The sequence below is a fragment of the Bacteroidota bacterium genome, assembly GCA_016706865.1.
In the GTDB taxonomy this organism is placed as follows: Bacteria; Bacteroidota; Bacteroidia; order Chitinophagales; family BACL12; genus UBA7236.
The window spans coordinates 1203297-1219783 of the sequence record JADJIS010000002.1 but is presented as its reverse complement, the minus strand read 5'-3'; the positions used below and the strand labels follow the sequence as shown (position 1 = coordinate 1219783).

At 35.1% G+C, this 16487-nt stretch carries 11 protein-coding genes; 4 read left to right on the top strand and 7 right to left on the bottom strand.

Annotation, left to right across the window (positions count from 1 at the left end):
- Positions 1-524 precede the first annotated feature (524 nt).
- Positions 525-3386, top strand: a complete 2862-nt coding sequence (locus IPI31_08250; protein ID MBK7567807.1) for a histidine kinase — start codon at positions 525-527, stop codon at positions 3384-3386.
- Positions 3383-4117 (top strand): response regulator transcription factor, encoded by a 735-nt coding sequence (locus IPI31_08245; GenBank protein ID MBK7567806.1) that lies wholly within the window; start codon positions 3383-3385, stop codon positions 4115-4117. The genes IPI31_08250 and IPI31_08245 overlap by 4 nt, the downstream gene beginning before the upstream one ends.
- Positions 4118-4368: 251 nt before the next feature.
- On the opposite strand, the gene IPI31_08240 is transcribed toward IPI31_08245, so the two are convergent.
- The 3 genes from IPI31_08240 to IPI31_08230 all read right to left on the bottom strand — a co-directional run bounded on the left by IPI31_08240 (position 4369) and on the right by IPI31_08230 (position 8570).
- Positions 4369-4833, bottom strand: coding sequence for a hypothetical protein (locus tag IPI31_08240; protein MBK7567805.1), 465 nt, complete (start codon positions 4831-4833; stop codon positions 4369-4371).
- A 334-nt stretch (positions 4834-5167) separates the two neighbouring features.
- The gene (locus tag IPI31_08235; protein MBK7567804.1) at positions 5168-6589 is read right to left on the bottom strand and encodes a T9SS type A sorting domain-containing protein; all 1422 of its coding nucleotides are present in this window, start codon (positions 6587-6589) and stop codon (positions 5168-5170) included.
- Between the two features lie 418 nt (positions 6590-7007).
- A complete protein-coding gene (locus IPI31_08230) occupies positions 7008-8570 on the bottom strand; it encodes a T9SS type A sorting domain-containing protein (GenBank protein ID MBK7567803.1) in 1563 nt (520 codons plus the stop codon).
- Positions 8571-8841: 271 nt separating this feature from the next.
- Between IPI31_08230 and IPI31_08225 the strand changes: the two genes are divergently transcribed.
- The gene (locus IPI31_08225; GenBank protein MBK7567802.1) at positions 8842-11223 is read left to right on the top strand and encodes a T9SS type A sorting domain-containing protein; all 2382 of its coding nucleotides are present in this window, start codon (positions 8842-8844) and stop codon (positions 11221-11223) included.
- An 84-nt stretch (positions 11224-11307) separates the two neighbouring features.
- Here the strand turns inward: IPI31_08225 and IPI31_08220 are convergent, their stop codons facing one another.
- The 3 genes from IPI31_08220 to IPI31_08210 form a co-directional block, all read right to left on the bottom strand.
- Positions 11308-12558, bottom strand: a complete 1251-nt coding sequence (locus tag IPI31_08220) for an MFS transporter (GenBank protein MBK7567801.1) — start codon at positions 12556-12558, stop codon at positions 11308-11310.
- 178 nt (positions 12559-12736) lie between these two features.
- A complete protein-coding gene (locus IPI31_08215; protein MBK7567800.1) occupies positions 12737-13234 on the bottom strand; it encodes a dihydrofolate reductase in 498 nt (165 codons plus the stop codon).
- Positions 13231-14046, bottom strand: a complete 816-nt coding sequence (locus IPI31_08210) for a thymidylate synthase (protein ID MBK7567799.1) — start codon at positions 14044-14046, stop codon at positions 13231-13233. The genes IPI31_08215 and IPI31_08210 overlap by 4 nt, the downstream gene beginning before the upstream one ends.
- A gap of 142 nt (positions 14047-14188) precedes the next feature.
- Here IPI31_08210 and IPI31_08205 point away from each other — a divergent pair, with 142 nt between their 5' ends.
- Entirely contained in the window at positions 14189-14593 is a 405-nt protein-coding gene (locus IPI31_08205) for a DUF1761 domain-containing protein (GenBank protein ID MBK7567798.1), read from the top strand.
- Positions 14594-14708: 115 nt separating this feature from the next.
- On the opposite strand, the gene IPI31_08200 is transcribed toward IPI31_08205, so the two are convergent.
- The gene (locus IPI31_08200) at positions 14709-16445 is read right to left on the bottom strand and encodes a sodium:solute symporter (protein MBK7567797.1); all 1737 of its coding nucleotides are present in this window, start codon (positions 16443-16445) and stop codon (positions 14709-14711) included.
- Between the last annotated feature and the right edge of the window lie 42 nt (positions 16446-16487).

Below are 16487 nucleotides of genomic sequence, written 5' to 3'. Positions count from 1 at the left end.
TGTACCAATGAACAGCCGGGACCTTCGGTCTATTTCTACGAAATTGTAATTGATGGAATTATAAAATATTTGATCGGATCAATTTTTCTGCGAATGCCGGTTGGTGTTGCACACTATAGGTGACTCAAAGCTATCCAAATTAGTATCTATTACTTTTACTTTTTGATCCCAATAATATAATATAAGTGCTTCAACTATATTTTTTGAATGTTCCGGAATTGTGTTTCCGGCTGTGATTACAAAATAACCTATTGCATAAGCTGAGAAGCAGGTATTGGATTTCTCGATTATTGTTATGATTTTCTTTTTTAGTAATCTCATGTTCCAGCTCTTCTAAATTTCTTACCGCCCTCTTCCCGCTCTTCCCGCCTTTCCGGCCAACTCCTCCGCAATTCAATTTACACCTTTTACTTAAACACTTATCCTAAATAAACTCACAGTTGTCATAGCTAATACCATTAATTATTGTGTAGTGATAAAGTAGTAACATAGAAAACACTAAATTCGACCCAAATTAAGTATTCTTGAATAAGATCGTCGCCATTTTGGTTTTTTGTTTTGCTGCTTTTGGAGCAGGGGCTCAAGATCCTTTGGCTACGAGGATAAATCCGGATGATGTGTATTTGTCGTCGACAGTGTATTATGTGATGCAGGATTCAAAAGGATTTATTTGGTTGAGCACGGATGCAGGAGTTTATAGGTATGATAGTTACGAATTTGAACATTTTTCAACTGCAAATGGATTACCCGACAATGAAATTTTCAGAATATATGAGGATAAAAAACACAGAATTTGGTTTATTCCTTTAAATGGAAAATTATCTTTTTATCAAAATGGAAAATTAAATACTCCGGAAAATAATAAAATGCTTTCGCAAATTCCCTTTACAAAAATTGTAATTGGTGAATTTGAAGATGAAAAGGGTAATATGTATTTCGCTTCAAAAAACGAAATGGTTTGTAAAATTACACCTGAGGATAGCGTGATCATGTCCTATAATAAAATGATCTATAATTTTTTATGGGTGGAAAATGACTCTGTTCATACTATAGAAGAAAGGTTACTGAACCGACACTATAATCCAAGAGGAACTATTTACAATGATCAAATCGCAATAGGAGTTTATACAAATGTTTATTACAAAAAAGGGCGCGGTGAATTTGAAAAATTACTAACGCTTCCGGAAAAAAGTGTAGAAATTATTTTTATGAAGTTGTTTTCAGATAGTTCCTTATATATAGGTACAAGAAAAGGGCTTTATATTCTCAATCCCAATGATACTGCTTCACTCCACAATTATTTTTCTGATTGGGCGGTTACTTGTATAGAAAAGGATTTTGAAAATAATCTTTGGATTTCAACGTTGGAAGATGGAGTGCATTTGGTTCAATCGCTGAATGTATTAAAATATAATGAACCCAATCTTCCTTCCAAAATTATCACTTGTCTGGAAAAAGATGCGGATAACAATTTATGGGTAGGACTAACCAATGATGATTATGCTGTAATAGATACTACAGGAGTTATTAAGAATTATCAATTTCCTTCCAAAATAAATCACGACATTGTAAATATTCGCCATTTTGAAAATGAGTCGTGGGTAGTTTCGAAAAGTGGGCTTTTGAAAATAGCAAATGGTCAAAAAAAATATTACGACTTCTATGGAAACGACCTGTTGCGATTTGGAAATAATGCCTTGATCTTAGGTCAGGAATATGTTTTGAAGTTTAACGCCGACAATTTTGATGAAGAAATAGCCTATACCATTGCTACCCGGTATGGCCAGGAAAAATACACTTTAATAAAATCGCGTTGTAATGTATTGGCTGCCGGGAAAGAAAACGAAGCTTGGATAGGTACTATACATGGATTATTTTGTTACAGGGATAATGTTTTGATCGACTTTGGGAAAATTGAACCTTTGTTCAAAGCATTTATCAGAGATATTAAATATGATCAGGAAACAGGTAGAACGTATGTTGCAACCAATACGAATGGAATTTTGGTTTTACGAGATGATAAACTGGAATTCACAATTACTTCTTCCGATGGATTGCCGTACAACGATTGTTATGCAATAAAAATATTAAGCTCTGAACATATATTAGCGAGTTCCAGTAATGAATTAGTGACAATTACTATAGATAAAAAACCAATTGTTAATATTCTGAATATTTCTGCCGGTGCATTTTCGAACCGCATTTTTGCCATTGAAGAAATTAATGGCACCATATATTTAGGAACAGAAAACGGACTGATCTCCTTTGCAAGAAAAAATACTTATAGAAATGTTTCCAATCCAAAGATCGTAATTCAGGATTTTATTGTTTCCAGTCGATCAGAACTTTTAAATCAGAATAAAACATTTGGCTACCATCAAAACGAGATCACCATTTCTTATACCGGTATTTCCTTCCGCGATCACCAGAATTTATCCTATGAATATGTTCTGGAAGGATATGATGACAACTGGCAAAGAACAAGAGAAAGAAATATTACCTACAAATCGCTTCCTCCGGGAAAATATGTATTCAAAGTTAAAGCTATAAACAGATCCGGAATTTATAGTGAAACCCTTTCAATTCCTTATACCATTAGAACACCGTTCTGGCAAACATGGTTTTTTTATTGCGCTATTGCGCTCATAGCGGCTGCAATTATTTATTATGCATGGAAATTGCGTTTGAGAAAGATAAAGGAAAATTATACGGAAGAAAAGGAAGCCATGGAAACAGAAAAAAAATTACTTGAACTGGAACACAAGGCTATGCGATTGCAAATGAATCCCCATTTCATTTTTAATACGCTAAATTCAATAAAGGGTTTTTATGCTGAAAATGATACGGAGAAGGCCAATGAATATATTTCCAAATTTTCCAAGTTATTGCGAAGTATTCTTGAAAATACCGACCAGGTGGTATCACTTGAAAAGGAAATTGAATATTTAAAATTATACCTCGATCTTACCCAATTGCGTTATCCCGGCAAATTCATTTATAAGATCGTGCTGGATGAAAACATTAATATCGAAAAAACCGGAATACCACCCATGCTGGTTCAGCCTTTTTTAGAAAATTCTATAGTACATGGAATAGTCCCTAAACAAAAAGAAGGTTTGATACAATTAGAATTTGCGAAGGCAAACGGACAGCTCATTTGTTATATTACTGATAATGGAATTGGCAGAAGTGCCGCTAAAATGAACAGTTCCACCAGAGAGCATCAATCGAAGGCAATTGAAATCATAAATGAATTCATAGCCGCATTAAATCTTAAAAATTATTCAGAAAAATTTACACTTGACATTCAGGATCTTTACAATGAAAGACATGAACCAGCAGGTACCAAAGTAATAATAACTTTACCCTATTTTAATATTTTATGATCAGAACAATTATTATTGACGATGAACAACAGGCACGCTCTGCCTTAAAGTACGAGATCGGGTTACACTGCCCCGATATTCAATTGATTGCCGAAGCTACAAGTGTTTCTGAAGGAGTTGATATTCTCTCCAAAGAAAAACCTGAGTTGGTATTTCTCGATATCAGATTATCCGACGGATTTGGCTTCGACATTTTGGAGAGATCGGAAGTTCCAGGATTAAAGGTAATTATTACCTCTGCTTATTCTGAATATGCCTTAAAAGCGATCAAAGTAAGTGCAGTTGATTATTTATTAAAACCCGTGGATGCTACAGACCTGAAAGTGGCTATTTCGAAAATTATAAATAACCAAAATAAAAAAAATGTTGCTCCGGAATCTGCGCAATTGTTTGACCAACAACATAAAATTACCATTCAAACATCAGAGGGAATTTATATTATTCAGATATCGGATATAATTAGTTGTTCTTCTTATGGAAATTATTGTTTTATTAACTGTAACGGTAATAAAAAAATATTGGTTAGCAAAACATTAAAAGAAATGGAAGCGCAATTGGAGAGTTTTGGATTTGAAAGAATTCATCATTCTTATATTGTGAATTTAAATCATGTTACCACTTATAAAAATAAAAACGGAACCAGTGTGCAGATGAACGATGGAAGTGAAATTCCGGTTTCGGTTCGAAAAAGGGCGAAGTTGTTGGTGCATTTGCATAAGTTGAACCTCTAGGGACACGGGACAAAGGACATAGGACATAGGACATAGGACTTGATATAGGACATTGGAGGGCGATATAAGGAGCTTTGTCTTAAAATGTTAATTTAATTTATGATAAGTATTTTAAAGTTTCGTTAAACATTTTGATATGAAAGTCATTGGAAGAAAATACACAGTAATTTCGAAGAAATATCACTAACGGCATATGCCAAAAATTTCGAAGAAATTTAAACTCCTTTCTCCTCTCTCCTTTCTCCTTTAAATTAATCTTCCTCAGCAATTCTCACTTTAGTTGGAGAATCTTTTAGATAGGTAATACGGATCTTATCACCAACATTATATTGTAGGTATTTATCGGAGTTTACATTTAATTCTGTTGTGGAATAATCGCCAAAACGTTCGCGGTTGGGATCACCAAAAATATCGTCGAGTTTTTTGTCTATTTCTGATTTATTGGTTTCGCTGGAATCGGGTCTTACTTCCATATTTTTTTCCTGGGTTTCAGGTTCTGTGAAATAGGAAATGCGAAATACATATCGCATTTTAACGCGTTTAGTGCTGTGGTCGTCATCAATTTCTTGTTTTTCTAAAATGGTTGCAGTGACAGAAATTCCATTTTCAGAAAAAGCTTTATTCTCTGAACGAATGATAAAATACAAACTGATAACAATTCCAATTAATACAATTATGGATGAGGTTAAAATAATATTTTTTGATGTTTGTTTCATTTATATAAAATTTACTTGTTTTAAATTCAAGATTCAATGGTTCTGATAGTTGCGTGAGGGATTGTAGCGGAAACCCCACAGCCGACCAAAGGAGGCGAGGAGTTGTAGCGGAAAGCCCGGCCCACAGGGACACGCCCGCCTGACCCTTTAAACATTATCACATTACCAATCAATTTATCAAGTTAATAATTTATAGTAGGTTTAAATTTATCGCCGGGTCATTCGGGCAGGCCCAAATTTTTATATTTATAAGTAATCGCATCATGAATAAGTGATAAAAAAGTAAAACCTCCCTCTGAGAAAGGGAGGTTTTTTACTTATCTGACAGCCAATTCTAGTGAATTACGATTAATTTATCTTTTAATATTTCACCTGCATCGGAATGTATAATTACCTGATACATTCCTGCGGCAAGTTCATTTAATGCAATAACATGAGTAATTTCAACACCAGATGTAACTTCCACTTCCGGATTTGATATAAGTTGTTTTACACCTGCAGTATTATAAATTTCTATAATAGCTTTTGAACCTTCATTTAAAACAAATACAATTTCTGCATTTTGATTTGCAGGGTTAGGGAATATGGATATTGGATTTTCACCTTCTGCAACATCATCACCCAATTTCATCCAACAAGCACCTAAAACATATCCATTTGATAATTTGGATGGAACTTGCGCAACCGTATAACAATAAGTATTTCCATTTTTACACATGTATACTTTATTTAATGATGGTCCACAACGAACATCTTTATGTGTTACAACTGTTTGATCGCTGCGTGAACAACCGTAATAATCAGTTACCGTTAAAGTATATGTTGTAGTTGTTGTAGGGCAAACAGAAGGGCTTGCAATTGTTGATCCATTGCTCCATGAATATGTTTTTGGATCGGAACCACCTGTTGCACTTCCATTTAATGTTACGCAAGCTGGTCCGTAACCTTTAGTAATTAATTTATCTAAACCTGCATTTACAACAGGGCGAGGATTTACTAAGACAGGAACATCATCAAATGCAGTTGCACCATTTGCATCCGTAACAGTTACTGAATAAGTAGTATTTGTAGTTGGATTAACAGAGGTAGTTGCAGTTGTTGCGCCATTACTCCATAAATAAGTAAAAGGTGCAACACCACCGGTAACAGTTGCATTTAATGTTGCAAAGGAACCTTCGCAAATACTTTGATAATCGCCTGCTTCAACAACAAATCCTAAATTAATTTGCATTTCGGCAGTTCCGTTACATCCGTATGGTGCAACTACAACTCCTGCTCCTTCAGCACCACCTAAAATAATTGCAGTGGGCATACCATTAGTTACAATAGTAAATGTAGTACAATATGCATCTGGTGGTCCCCAACCACCTGCTGTAGTTGTCCACCAATCTGCTCCCCAACCTGTACCTGGATGAGAAAAATAATCATACACTAAATATTCTAAACCAAACATTGGAAATGGTGCCCAAGCAGCAAATACGGCACCAGTTTGCGGACTAGTTAATGTTGCAGGATAAGATATAAAAGTAGCACCACCACCTAATGCAACAGACCAAGTATAAGTACCCTGATCGGCACCATAACCTGTTCCATCCTGACCACCTCCGGCACAAAATTCCACTACAAATTCATACTGACCTCCGCCGAGATCTGTTTGAGAAATTAAAGATGCACTCGAATTGTCGCATGCATTTACTATTTTTCCGCTAAGCAGAAAAATTGATGCGAATAAAATTGTTAGTAATGTTTTTTTCATTTTAAAGATTTATTATTTGTGTGAATGTTAGAATCGATTTTATAAATTGATTTATAATGGGTGTGAAAGTAGAATGACTATTTTTATCAGGATTGGAATTGTGATAAGTGGTGTGGGTGGAATTATAAGTGAAGTGTTTCGGAGGATAAGCGTTTGCGTGAAAAAATTCAACAGTCAACAGTGGGCAGTGGGCAGTTTGTATCATTGATGAATATTGCTTCGCAGTGAAATTGTTTTAGCATTTAAGCTATTTCGATTATTTGAACGAGTGGCAATCGCAGTCACAGTCGCAGTGGGCAGTCCTCCTTCACTTAACTATGGCGGATAAATTTTGTAACAATGGTGAATATTGCTTCGAAGTTTAGTTGTTTAATGAGTTCAAAAACTAAAATTTTATGTTGAGGCAAATTGTCAATTATCAATTGTCAATTTTTACAAAAGTGGTATTCCATTTTCCGTTGTTGGTGATTACTTCGATGAAATAAATTCCTTTGGGAAGAGATGTGGTATTAATTCGGTGAGGAAGAATAGAGATATTATTTAGATTTGGTAATTGAATTAATTGGCCATAGGTGTTAAAAATATTTATTTGATTTATGTTGGTATTGTTGATATCACCTTGAAGGTATAAAAAATCGCGAACGGGATTTGGGTAGAGTTTAAATAGATCGGATGTAGTTAAATTATTTATTGGAGAATAAAGTATTGTGCTGTCGAGAATAATATCCTCGTCGCCATTCTGGTAATTGGTCCAGAGGAAATAGGTCATGAACATTTCATCTTCGGTGGTTGAACCATAATAAACAGTTTCGGGAGGATCGTTCGGATTATCTAAATTAAATACCGTATTATCATAAACTGCTTCCGATTTAATATGAGCATTGTATGGAATTACCTGCACTTTTTGAAAGGTATAATATTTTTGCCAATGAAATTGCCAATCGGGAATATTAATTAATGGAATTGAATCACCATCATCTTCAAACCATACTTTATAACTTCTTCCCAATAAATGCATGTGGGGACAAATGGTTAAATAGGATCTTTTTTGCGGAGTTGTATAATCCTGATGAAAGGTTACCACTTCATCTGCAGGAATAATTAAGGGCCCTTCCGCAGCTATCGGATTATTTAATAACCAGGATGCATAAACCGGTCGTACATCAGTTGGGTCCTGCACAAATTGAAAATTTATTTTTGTGCTGTCAATTAATCCTTGTCCTCCGGGACCATAATGAATTTCAAAAACAAATATTGCACCAGGGGGAACTTCTATTCCCCAATCGGATGGATATTTAATTAAATTTCCTCCCGCCATCCATGCATTCATATAATAATCGTAATTAGGATATCCGGTACTTGAATTAAATCCAGGAAGCGGATCTTCTAAATCATAATTTAGAGAAATTCCACTTTCATCCCAGGAAATATCGCAGTGATGTACCAAATCGGGCAGACCTGCTTCCACTTCAATTGCATTGATATAAATTGTTTCTGCGAAGGGATTTGTAACGGTAAACCATCTGTATTCATCCGTATCAAATTGCAATGTATAGGGTTCAATTGCGATGGTAAGATCAATAAATTCCAGCATGGATCCATTTTCAGGAAATATAGGTGCATCCGGAGCAGTTGCAAGATCACCGGTGGGCATACCTGCATCCACCCAATCCAATATCTGATCAATTTCGAGGTCTGTTAAAACAGCTTCATCTTTAAAATGTCGGTAAGAAGGATCAGCCGGCCAAGGCGGCATGTGTTTGGACTCCACTTCATTTGCAATAAAATCGCCCCATTCATAAGCATCATCATAATCCATCAGGGAAAATGGAGCTATTGCTCCTTCATGATGACATGATGAACAATTCGTATAGATAATATCAGCAATATTTTCGCTCCAGGTTGGAGTTTGGGCATCTACTGTATTCTTGAAAAAAATAACAATGCTTAAAAAATATAATGTGTAAGTTTTATGTCTCACCTTAAAAAATATGTTCAAATTTAGTGAAATATTAATTTATCCGTAAATAGATTAAATCGTAGAGTTGAAATTGATTAATTGATAGGTGATGCTTATTAAAATAGAAATTACATTAGAAGTTTATTTAAATATATATTAAAATCAAGACTGTCCAATAAATTAGACTCGCCAAATGCAGTGAATTTCACTAAAATCAGAAAATTTGCATCGGAAAAATTTGTTTTATATTTGCATTGGAATTAACAATGGATCCTTCTTAAAATAAATTTTAATGAAAATATTTATATTAATTGTAATAATATTTTTAACGAAAATATCATTGTCCCAAGCTCCTGAGATTGAATGGCAGAATACAATTGGGGGGACTTTTTCTGATATTTTAAATTCCATTCAACCAACATATGATGGGGGCTATATTCTAGGAGGACGTTCTGATTCCGGCATCTCTGGTGATAAAACTGACAATGGAAATGGAGGCATGGATTTTTGGGTTGTTAAGTTGGATTCCTTAGGTAATATTCAATGGCAAAATTCAATTGGTGGAAATGATGCTGATTATTTATATTCTATTGAACAAACAATTGACAGTGGATATATCTTGGGTGGAGTCTCGAACTCCGGGATTTCCGGTGATAAATCTGAGTCAAACATAGGGTTTCCAGGAAGTACTGATTTTTGGGTTGTAAAAATTTCATCCGCAGGTATTATTGAATGGGAAAATACTATCGGCGGAAGTGCGGAGGATAAATTGACTTTCATACACCAAACTTCAGAAAATGGTTTTATAGTTGGTGGATATTCGAATTCTCCAATATCCGGTGATAAGACAGAAACAAACTTGCCGGGTGGAGATATGCAATATGATTTTTGGATTTTAAAACTTGATGTATTTGGTAATATTGAATGGCAAAAAGTAATCGGTGGTTTTGGGGATGATTATTTAAATTCTTGTGATGAGGTAGAAGGTGAAGGTTATTTTCTTGGTGGATATTCGAATTCTCCAATATCTGGGAATAAGACAGAGAGCAGTATTGGTTTTAATGATTATTGGGTAGTTAAGCTAAGTACATTAGGTGAGATTATTTGGCAAAATACAATTGGAGGTATTTCTGATGATTTATTATTTTCAGTAAATCACACAAATGATTCAGGATATATTCTCGGTGGACATTCAAAATCTCCAATTTCGGGAGATAAATGGGAGGACAACATTGGCTTTAATGATTATTGGGTAGTTAAATTAGATTCAATAGGAGAAATAATTTGGCAAAATACAATTGGAGGAACTTCTGAGGATAATTTATATTCAATACAACAAACTTATGATTCAGGATATATATTAGGTGGTCATTCGAATTCAAATGCCTCAATTGATAAGAGTGAAAATGCCATAGATGTGCATGATTTTTGGGTAATTAAAATCTCCTCTCTTGGGAGTATAGAATGGGATAATACAATTGGTGGTGATAATTATGATTATCTTTTAGATGCAAAGCAGATTAATATTGGGCCAACTGCAGATTACGGGTTTATTCTTGGAGGCACTTCTCAATCCGGTATTTCAGGAGATAAGACAGAATTCAATATTGGGCTTTCCGATTATTGGGTAATTAAACTATCACCTGAGGATTGCACACCTATTGTTTATTATAGAGATGAAGATGCAGATGGATTTGGGAATGCTGATCTTTTTACTTCATCTTGTTTTCCACCATTTGGATATGCAACTGATAGTACTGATTGCAATGATTTCAATTTTGAAATCAATCCGTCCGTGGTTGAAATCTGCAATGGAATTGATGATAATTGTAACGTGGTAATAGATGAGGGTCTTGCAACTTATATCTACTTTATCGATGAAGATGATGATGGTTATGGGAATGAAATGATCCTTACAATTACTTGTTATGATATACCTCCTTTTGGATATGTTTCTGACAGTACAGATTGTGATGATTCTGAGGCTTCAATACATTTATCAATATTATATTATGCAGATAATGATTCTGATTTGTATGGCGATGCGTTCAATAGTGAATTTTATTGCGAAATTTTTCCGCCGTCTGGGTATTCAATTAATTCCCTTGATTGTGATGATTCCAATATGTTTGTAAATCCAGGTTCAAATGAAATATGTAATTTAATAGATGATAATTGTAATAGTTTAATTGATGAAGACTTGCCAACATTTCACTTTTTTTATGATAACGATAATGATGGATATGGCAACGAGCTCATTGATTCAATTTCATGTTTAACCACTATTGAAGACTATGTTTTGGATTCAACTGATTGCGATGATTTAAATCTATTCGTTTATCCTGGGGCAACAGAGATATTAAATGGATTGGATGACAATTGTAATAATCTCATTGATGAAGGCTTAGTAAACATTGAAAGCCATAATTTTTATGCATTTACAATTTATCCAAATCCTAATTTCGGGGTATTCAATGTGAACCACCAAATAAATTTATCAGGGGACATTTTTATCGAAATATATGACTTGGCAGGACAATCTTTATATACTAATATATTTAATTCAAAAGAGAATATATTAATTAATCTACCTAAAACATTTTCGGGTTTAGGAATTTTAACAATAAATTATTCAAATTATTCTTTCAAAGAAATCATACATGTAGTATTTTGATAATTATTGTAGCGTCAAGTAACACCACACTTATCTAACTTGAATTGTCTAGTCCTTATAAGTATAAAGAAGCTTGAGGTCCCCTCAGCTCATTTCTACATAATTCAAATCTTTACTAAAGGTTTCCTTCACAGAAAAAATAGCAATTAGTGCTAAAGAAACAGAAATCAATCCCACTACCAAAGCAGAATTTATATTCCCAATATTTCCGGCTAAGGCGGCAAATCCGAGCGTTAAAGGAACTACCAAACCTCTTACAAAATTAGGAACAGTGGTGGTAACTGTTGCTCTGATATTGGTGCCGAATTGTTCTGAGGCAATGGTTACAAATAACGCCCAATATCCGGTTGCGCAACCTAAAAGGAAACACATGGTATTAAATAAGAAAAGAGAATCGCTTTTTATAAATAAATAGATGCAGGCAAATACGATACTGGCGAGTAAATATCCGATCACCACTTTTTTTCTGCTTTTAAATACCTGACTTAATATTCCGCTGAGCATATCACCCACACTTAAACCGACATAAGAAAGCATGATCGCGGTTCTACGGATCTGTATGCCATTGTCACCGCTCACATCTAATCCCCATTCGCCGGCAAACTTATCGGAGAACTTCATTAAAACTCCGATACAATACCAAACGGGCACACCGATGAGAATACAAAAAATATATTTTTTTAATCTTGCAGCGTCAGAAAATAATGACAGGAAATTACCTCTTGTTATATTTTGTTGTTTTACCTGATCGAACATTCCACTTTCAAAAGTACCGAAGCGCAATCCCAATAATAAAAGTCCTAATCCACCTCCAATAAAATAGGAAGTCCTCCAATCCACCTGCCCGGTGATATAAAATGCAGTAACAGCTCCCAGAGCACCAACACTTACGATCAACATTGTTCCTAATCCGCGTTTTTCTTTATGAAGAATTTCGCTTACCAAGGTAATTGCTGCGCCTAATTCACCTGCTAACCCTAATCCTGCAAAAAAACGAACAATGGAATATTGAAAGGTATTTTCAACAAATCCATTTAAAATATTTGCAATAGAATATAAAATAATGCTTCCGAATAAAATTGATTTTCTTCCTTTGAGATCTCCCAAAATTCCCCAAACAATTCCTCCTATCAACATTCCGAACATCTGGAAATTAAATAAGCGGATATCCCAGTAATCCAGTTGTGCAGGATCTGTTATTCCCAAGCCTTTTAAACTTGTTTTGCTTACAAGATTAAATAACTGAAGGTCATAAATATCCACAAAATACCCGAGGGCAGCAACAATGACTGTGAGGCTGAGGATAGCATGTTTTTTTGGTGAGGGTTGATTCATGTTGGTGGTTAATGGATTTTAAGAGTCAAAAATAGTTTTTTTGCCGCGAAGACGCAAAGGGCGCAAAGTTTCGCAAAGGTTTTGAGATATAATTCGCGCTTCCTTCGCGCTCTTCGCGTCTTCGCGGCCTATTTTTTATACCATACTTATATTATATAATTATGAAGCAGAATTCAATTCACTTTCTATCAAAAACCAAAAATGTATATGAATGCGGATTATTTTCATCTGCTACATGATAATCAGCAGAAGATAAGATCCATTTATCTGTTTCTAATTCAGGGAAAAAAGTATCCCCTTCAAAACTTGCATGAATTTTTGTTAAATGAACACGATCGGTGTACTCCATTGCAAGTTTATATATTTCACCTCCACCTAATATCATTACTTCCTCCTCCCCTTTTAGTGCCGGATGATTTATCGCATCCTTAATATCGTGCACTACTAAACTATCCTCGGCAACAAAATCCTTATCTCTGGTAACTACAATAAATTTTCTACCGGGCAGCACTTTATTTCCCAAAGCATTATATGATTTTCTTCCTAAAATACACCATTTGCCAATAGTATTTTGTTTAAAATATTTAAGATCTGCGCGCATTTTTCCCCAAGGCATATCTCCTTTATATCCAATAACATTATTATCGGCAACAGCGGCAATCGCGGAAAATATCATACGGAAACTTTGGCTTTAATATGAGGATGCGGATCGTAGTTCAACAATTCAAAATCATCAATAGTAAATTCGAAAATATTTTTTACTGCAGGATTAATTTTCATCTGCGGTAAATTGCGGGGCTCGCGGGTCAATTGCAATTTAGCTTGTTCGATGTGATCATTATAAATATGCACATCTCCGAAGGTATGAACAAAATCACCATAATCAAGATCACAAACCTGGGCAATCATCATGGTTAATACTGCATAACTCGCAATATTAAACGGCACACCTAAAAATGTATCTGCACTGCGCTGATATAACTGACATGACAATTTTCTTTTTGCTCCGGGAGTTTCAGCAGGTGCGACATAAAATTGAAATAAACAATGACATGGAGGCAAAGCCATTTTTTCTATTTCTCCAACATTCCATGCACTCACAATTAATCTTCTGGAGTCAGGATTTTTTTTGATCTGCTCGATCAAATTTGAAATCTGATCTACAGCTCCGCCATCTGCTGTCGGCCAACTTCGCCATTGATGACCGTACACCGGACCAAGATCACCATTTTCATCTGCCCATTCATCCCAGATACGCACTTCATTTTCTTTCAGGTATTGAATATTGGTATCACCTTTCAAGAACCACAATAATTCATGGATGATACTTCTGGTATGTAGTTTTTTAGTAGTTAAAAGTGGAAATCCTTCCTTCAGGTCAAAACGCATCTGATACCCGAATAAACTGATGGTTCCGGTGCCTGTTCGATCAGACTTTTGCTGACCTTCCTCTAAAATTTTTGTTAGCAGATCGAGATACTGTTGCATGATGCAAATTTACGGAAATTAAGGGGTTACGGAACTATTTTAATGATATGACCAAAGGAATAAACACAATCTCAACAGTGCCGGTATAAGATGGTTTTGCGGATTTTGGGAAAGAATTTATCTTTAATTAAAACAAACTCAAATGATTAGCAACTTACTCTCAAATCTAGACTGGCTCGCCGTTCTATTAGCGACTGTAGCCTATTTTGTAATTGGTGCTGCCTGGTATGGTATATTGGGCAAAGGCTGGATGGAGGCAGCCGGTCTATCAAAGGACCAAATAAATAACAATTTTAACAAAGCCATTTACGGTGTGACGTTTTTATTGGAATTTGTAATTGTTGCATGTATGTGTGGGTTGATGGGTCAAGAACTCAGCACCGGTGATGCAGTTCAATTCGGTCTTGTAATCGGACTCATATTTTCCGGATTAACCACCTGGATACATAACCTTTATTCAATGCGTTCGAAAAATCTTATTTTATATGATGCGGGCTATACAACTATTGCAAGTATAGTTGCTGCGGTAATTTATGCATCGATGTGAAATAAAGTTTAATTTTTTAGAGCCCGGAATATTATTTCGGGCTTTTTATTTTGAGTTTATAGTTTGGATGACGAGGCCAGGAAGATAGTAAGTGCGGGAAGATACGGTAAGGGAGTTAATCGACTATCGGTTTGCGGTGATTAAAGGATTGGATGCTTATACTTATGATCATCACCAACAAACAACCGATAACATTATACCACAAATATCCAATTTCTAATTTTGGAGTGTTCCAATTAAACCGAACGCTAAAATCTAAATATAAAATGCAGAGTTCACTTATGATGGCCGCAATAAAAACGGCATGTCCTTTTACTTTTTTGATTAAGAATGCTGTGAGAAAAATACCGAGTATGGTGCCATAAAATAAACTGCCCAAAATGTTTACGGCTTCAATCAGATTATCGAAAAGGGAACAGACCAACGCAAATCCTATGGCAAGTGCACCGAAAAATAAGGTCAATAATTTACTGGCATTGAGATATTGTTTTGCATTGGCATCCTTATTCATTAATCGTTTGTAAATATCCACTGAAAATGTTGCTGCCAAACCATTTAAAGCAGAAGAGGTAGAACTCATGCTCGCACAAAAAATTACTGCAAATAATAATCCCACAAGGCCAATAGGCAAATAATTTGTAACGAAATGCATGAATATATAATCGTGATCGTCCTCAACACCCGGATTTGCCGCAATTATAATCCTGTTTACTTCTTTCCGCAATTCTTCACTAAGCACGTATGATGCGGCTAATTCATTTTTTGCTTCAGCAATTGCTGTCTTATCCTTTTTATCAAGATTATCTTTTAAAAAACTGGCATTTGCAGCATTTAAATAGGTTGCATTTAAATATTGTTCTTCTGCTAGTTTAAGACTATCGGCATACACAGAGGTTTTTGTGTTTTCATAAGCCACCTGATTAAAATAAACCGGTGGCTGATTAAATTGATAAAATACAAAAACCAAAATTCCTGTGAGTAAAATAAAAAATTGAACAGGAATTTTTACAAGACCGTTAAATAAAAGACCCAGACGGCTTTCCTTTACTGATTCTCCCCCCAAGTATCTCCCCACCTGACTTTGATCAGTTCCGAAATAACTGAGTTGCAAAAACAATCCCCCTATCAATCCGGAAATGATATTGTATTTATCGCTCCAGTTAAATTTATTATTTTCCATCCCATTGGAAATAATATCCATTTTTCCGAGCGCGCCGGCTATCTGCATACTTTCTCCAAAATCCGCATGTTCACTGATATAATAAATTAAATAACCGAAGGCGATGAACATCCCCAGATAGATCACCAACATTTGTTGTTTGTGTGTAACTGCAACTGCTTTTGTTCCTCCGGAAATTATATATGCAGTTACTAATATGCCAATAAATAAAACCGTGGTCCGCAGATCCCATCCTAACAATTGCGATAAAATTATGGATGGCGCATAAATTGTAATACCCGTGGAGAATGCACGTTGAATTAAAAACAAGGAAGCAGTAAAAGTTCTTGTTTTAAGATCAAAACGTTGTTCCAAAAATTCGTATGCAGTATAAACTTTTAATTTGTAAAATATCGGAATAAAAAATACGGCAATTACGATCATGGCAAGCGGAAGTCCGAAATAAAATTGAATGAATCCCATACCGCTGTCGTATGCTTGTCCGGGAACCGATAAAAATGTTATCGCACTTGCCTGGGTTGCCATTACACCCAATCCTATCTCCCACCATTTTCTCTCATTATTATCATGAAGATAAGTTTCAATAGATTTGGTCTTACGGGTTTTATAAATACCGTAACCGGCAATAAAAAACAATGTCCCGAACATCACAATCCAATCGATCCAACTCATTGCAGATTATTTGTAATGTATGAATATATAATGATCTGCAAC

What these genes read in the sequence shown, in the direction of transcription:
- IPI31_08215 (MBK7567800.1), bottom strand. Translation starts at nt 13,234, where the DNA reads ATGATATTTTCCGCGATTGCCGCTGTTGCCGATAATAATGTTATTGGA.
- IPI31_08245 (MBK7567806.1), top strand. Translation starts at nt 3,383, where the DNA reads ATGATCAGAACAATTATTATTGACGATGAACAACAGGCACGCTCTGCC.
- IPI31_08210 (MBK7567799.1), bottom strand. Translation starts at nt 14,046, where the DNA reads ATGCAACAGTATCTCGATCTGCTAACAAAAATTTTAGAGGAAGGTCAG.
- IPI31_08240 (MBK7567805.1), bottom strand. Translation starts at nt 4,833, where the DNA reads ATGAAACAAACATCAAAAAATATTATTTTAACCTCATCCATAATTGTA.
- IPI31_08225 (MBK7567802.1), top strand. Translation starts at nt 8,842, where the DNA reads ATGAAAATATTTATATTAATTGTAATAATATTTTTAACGAAAATATCA.
- IPI31_08200 (MBK7567797.1), bottom strand. Translation starts at nt 16,445, where the DNA reads ATGAGTTGGATCGATTGGATTGTGATGTTCGGGACATTGTTTTTTATT.
- IPI31_08205 (MBK7567798.1), top strand. Translation starts at nt 14,189, where the DNA reads ATGATTAGCAACTTACTCTCAAATCTAGACTGGCTCGCCGTTCTATTA.
- IPI31_08220 (MBK7567801.1), bottom strand. Translation starts at nt 12,558, where the DNA reads ATGAATCAACCCTCACCAAAAAAACATGCTATCCTCAGCCTCACAGTC.
- IPI31_08235 (MBK7567804.1), bottom strand. Translation starts at nt 6,589, where the DNA reads ATGAAAAAAACATTACTAACAATTTTATTCGCATCAATTTTTCTGCTT.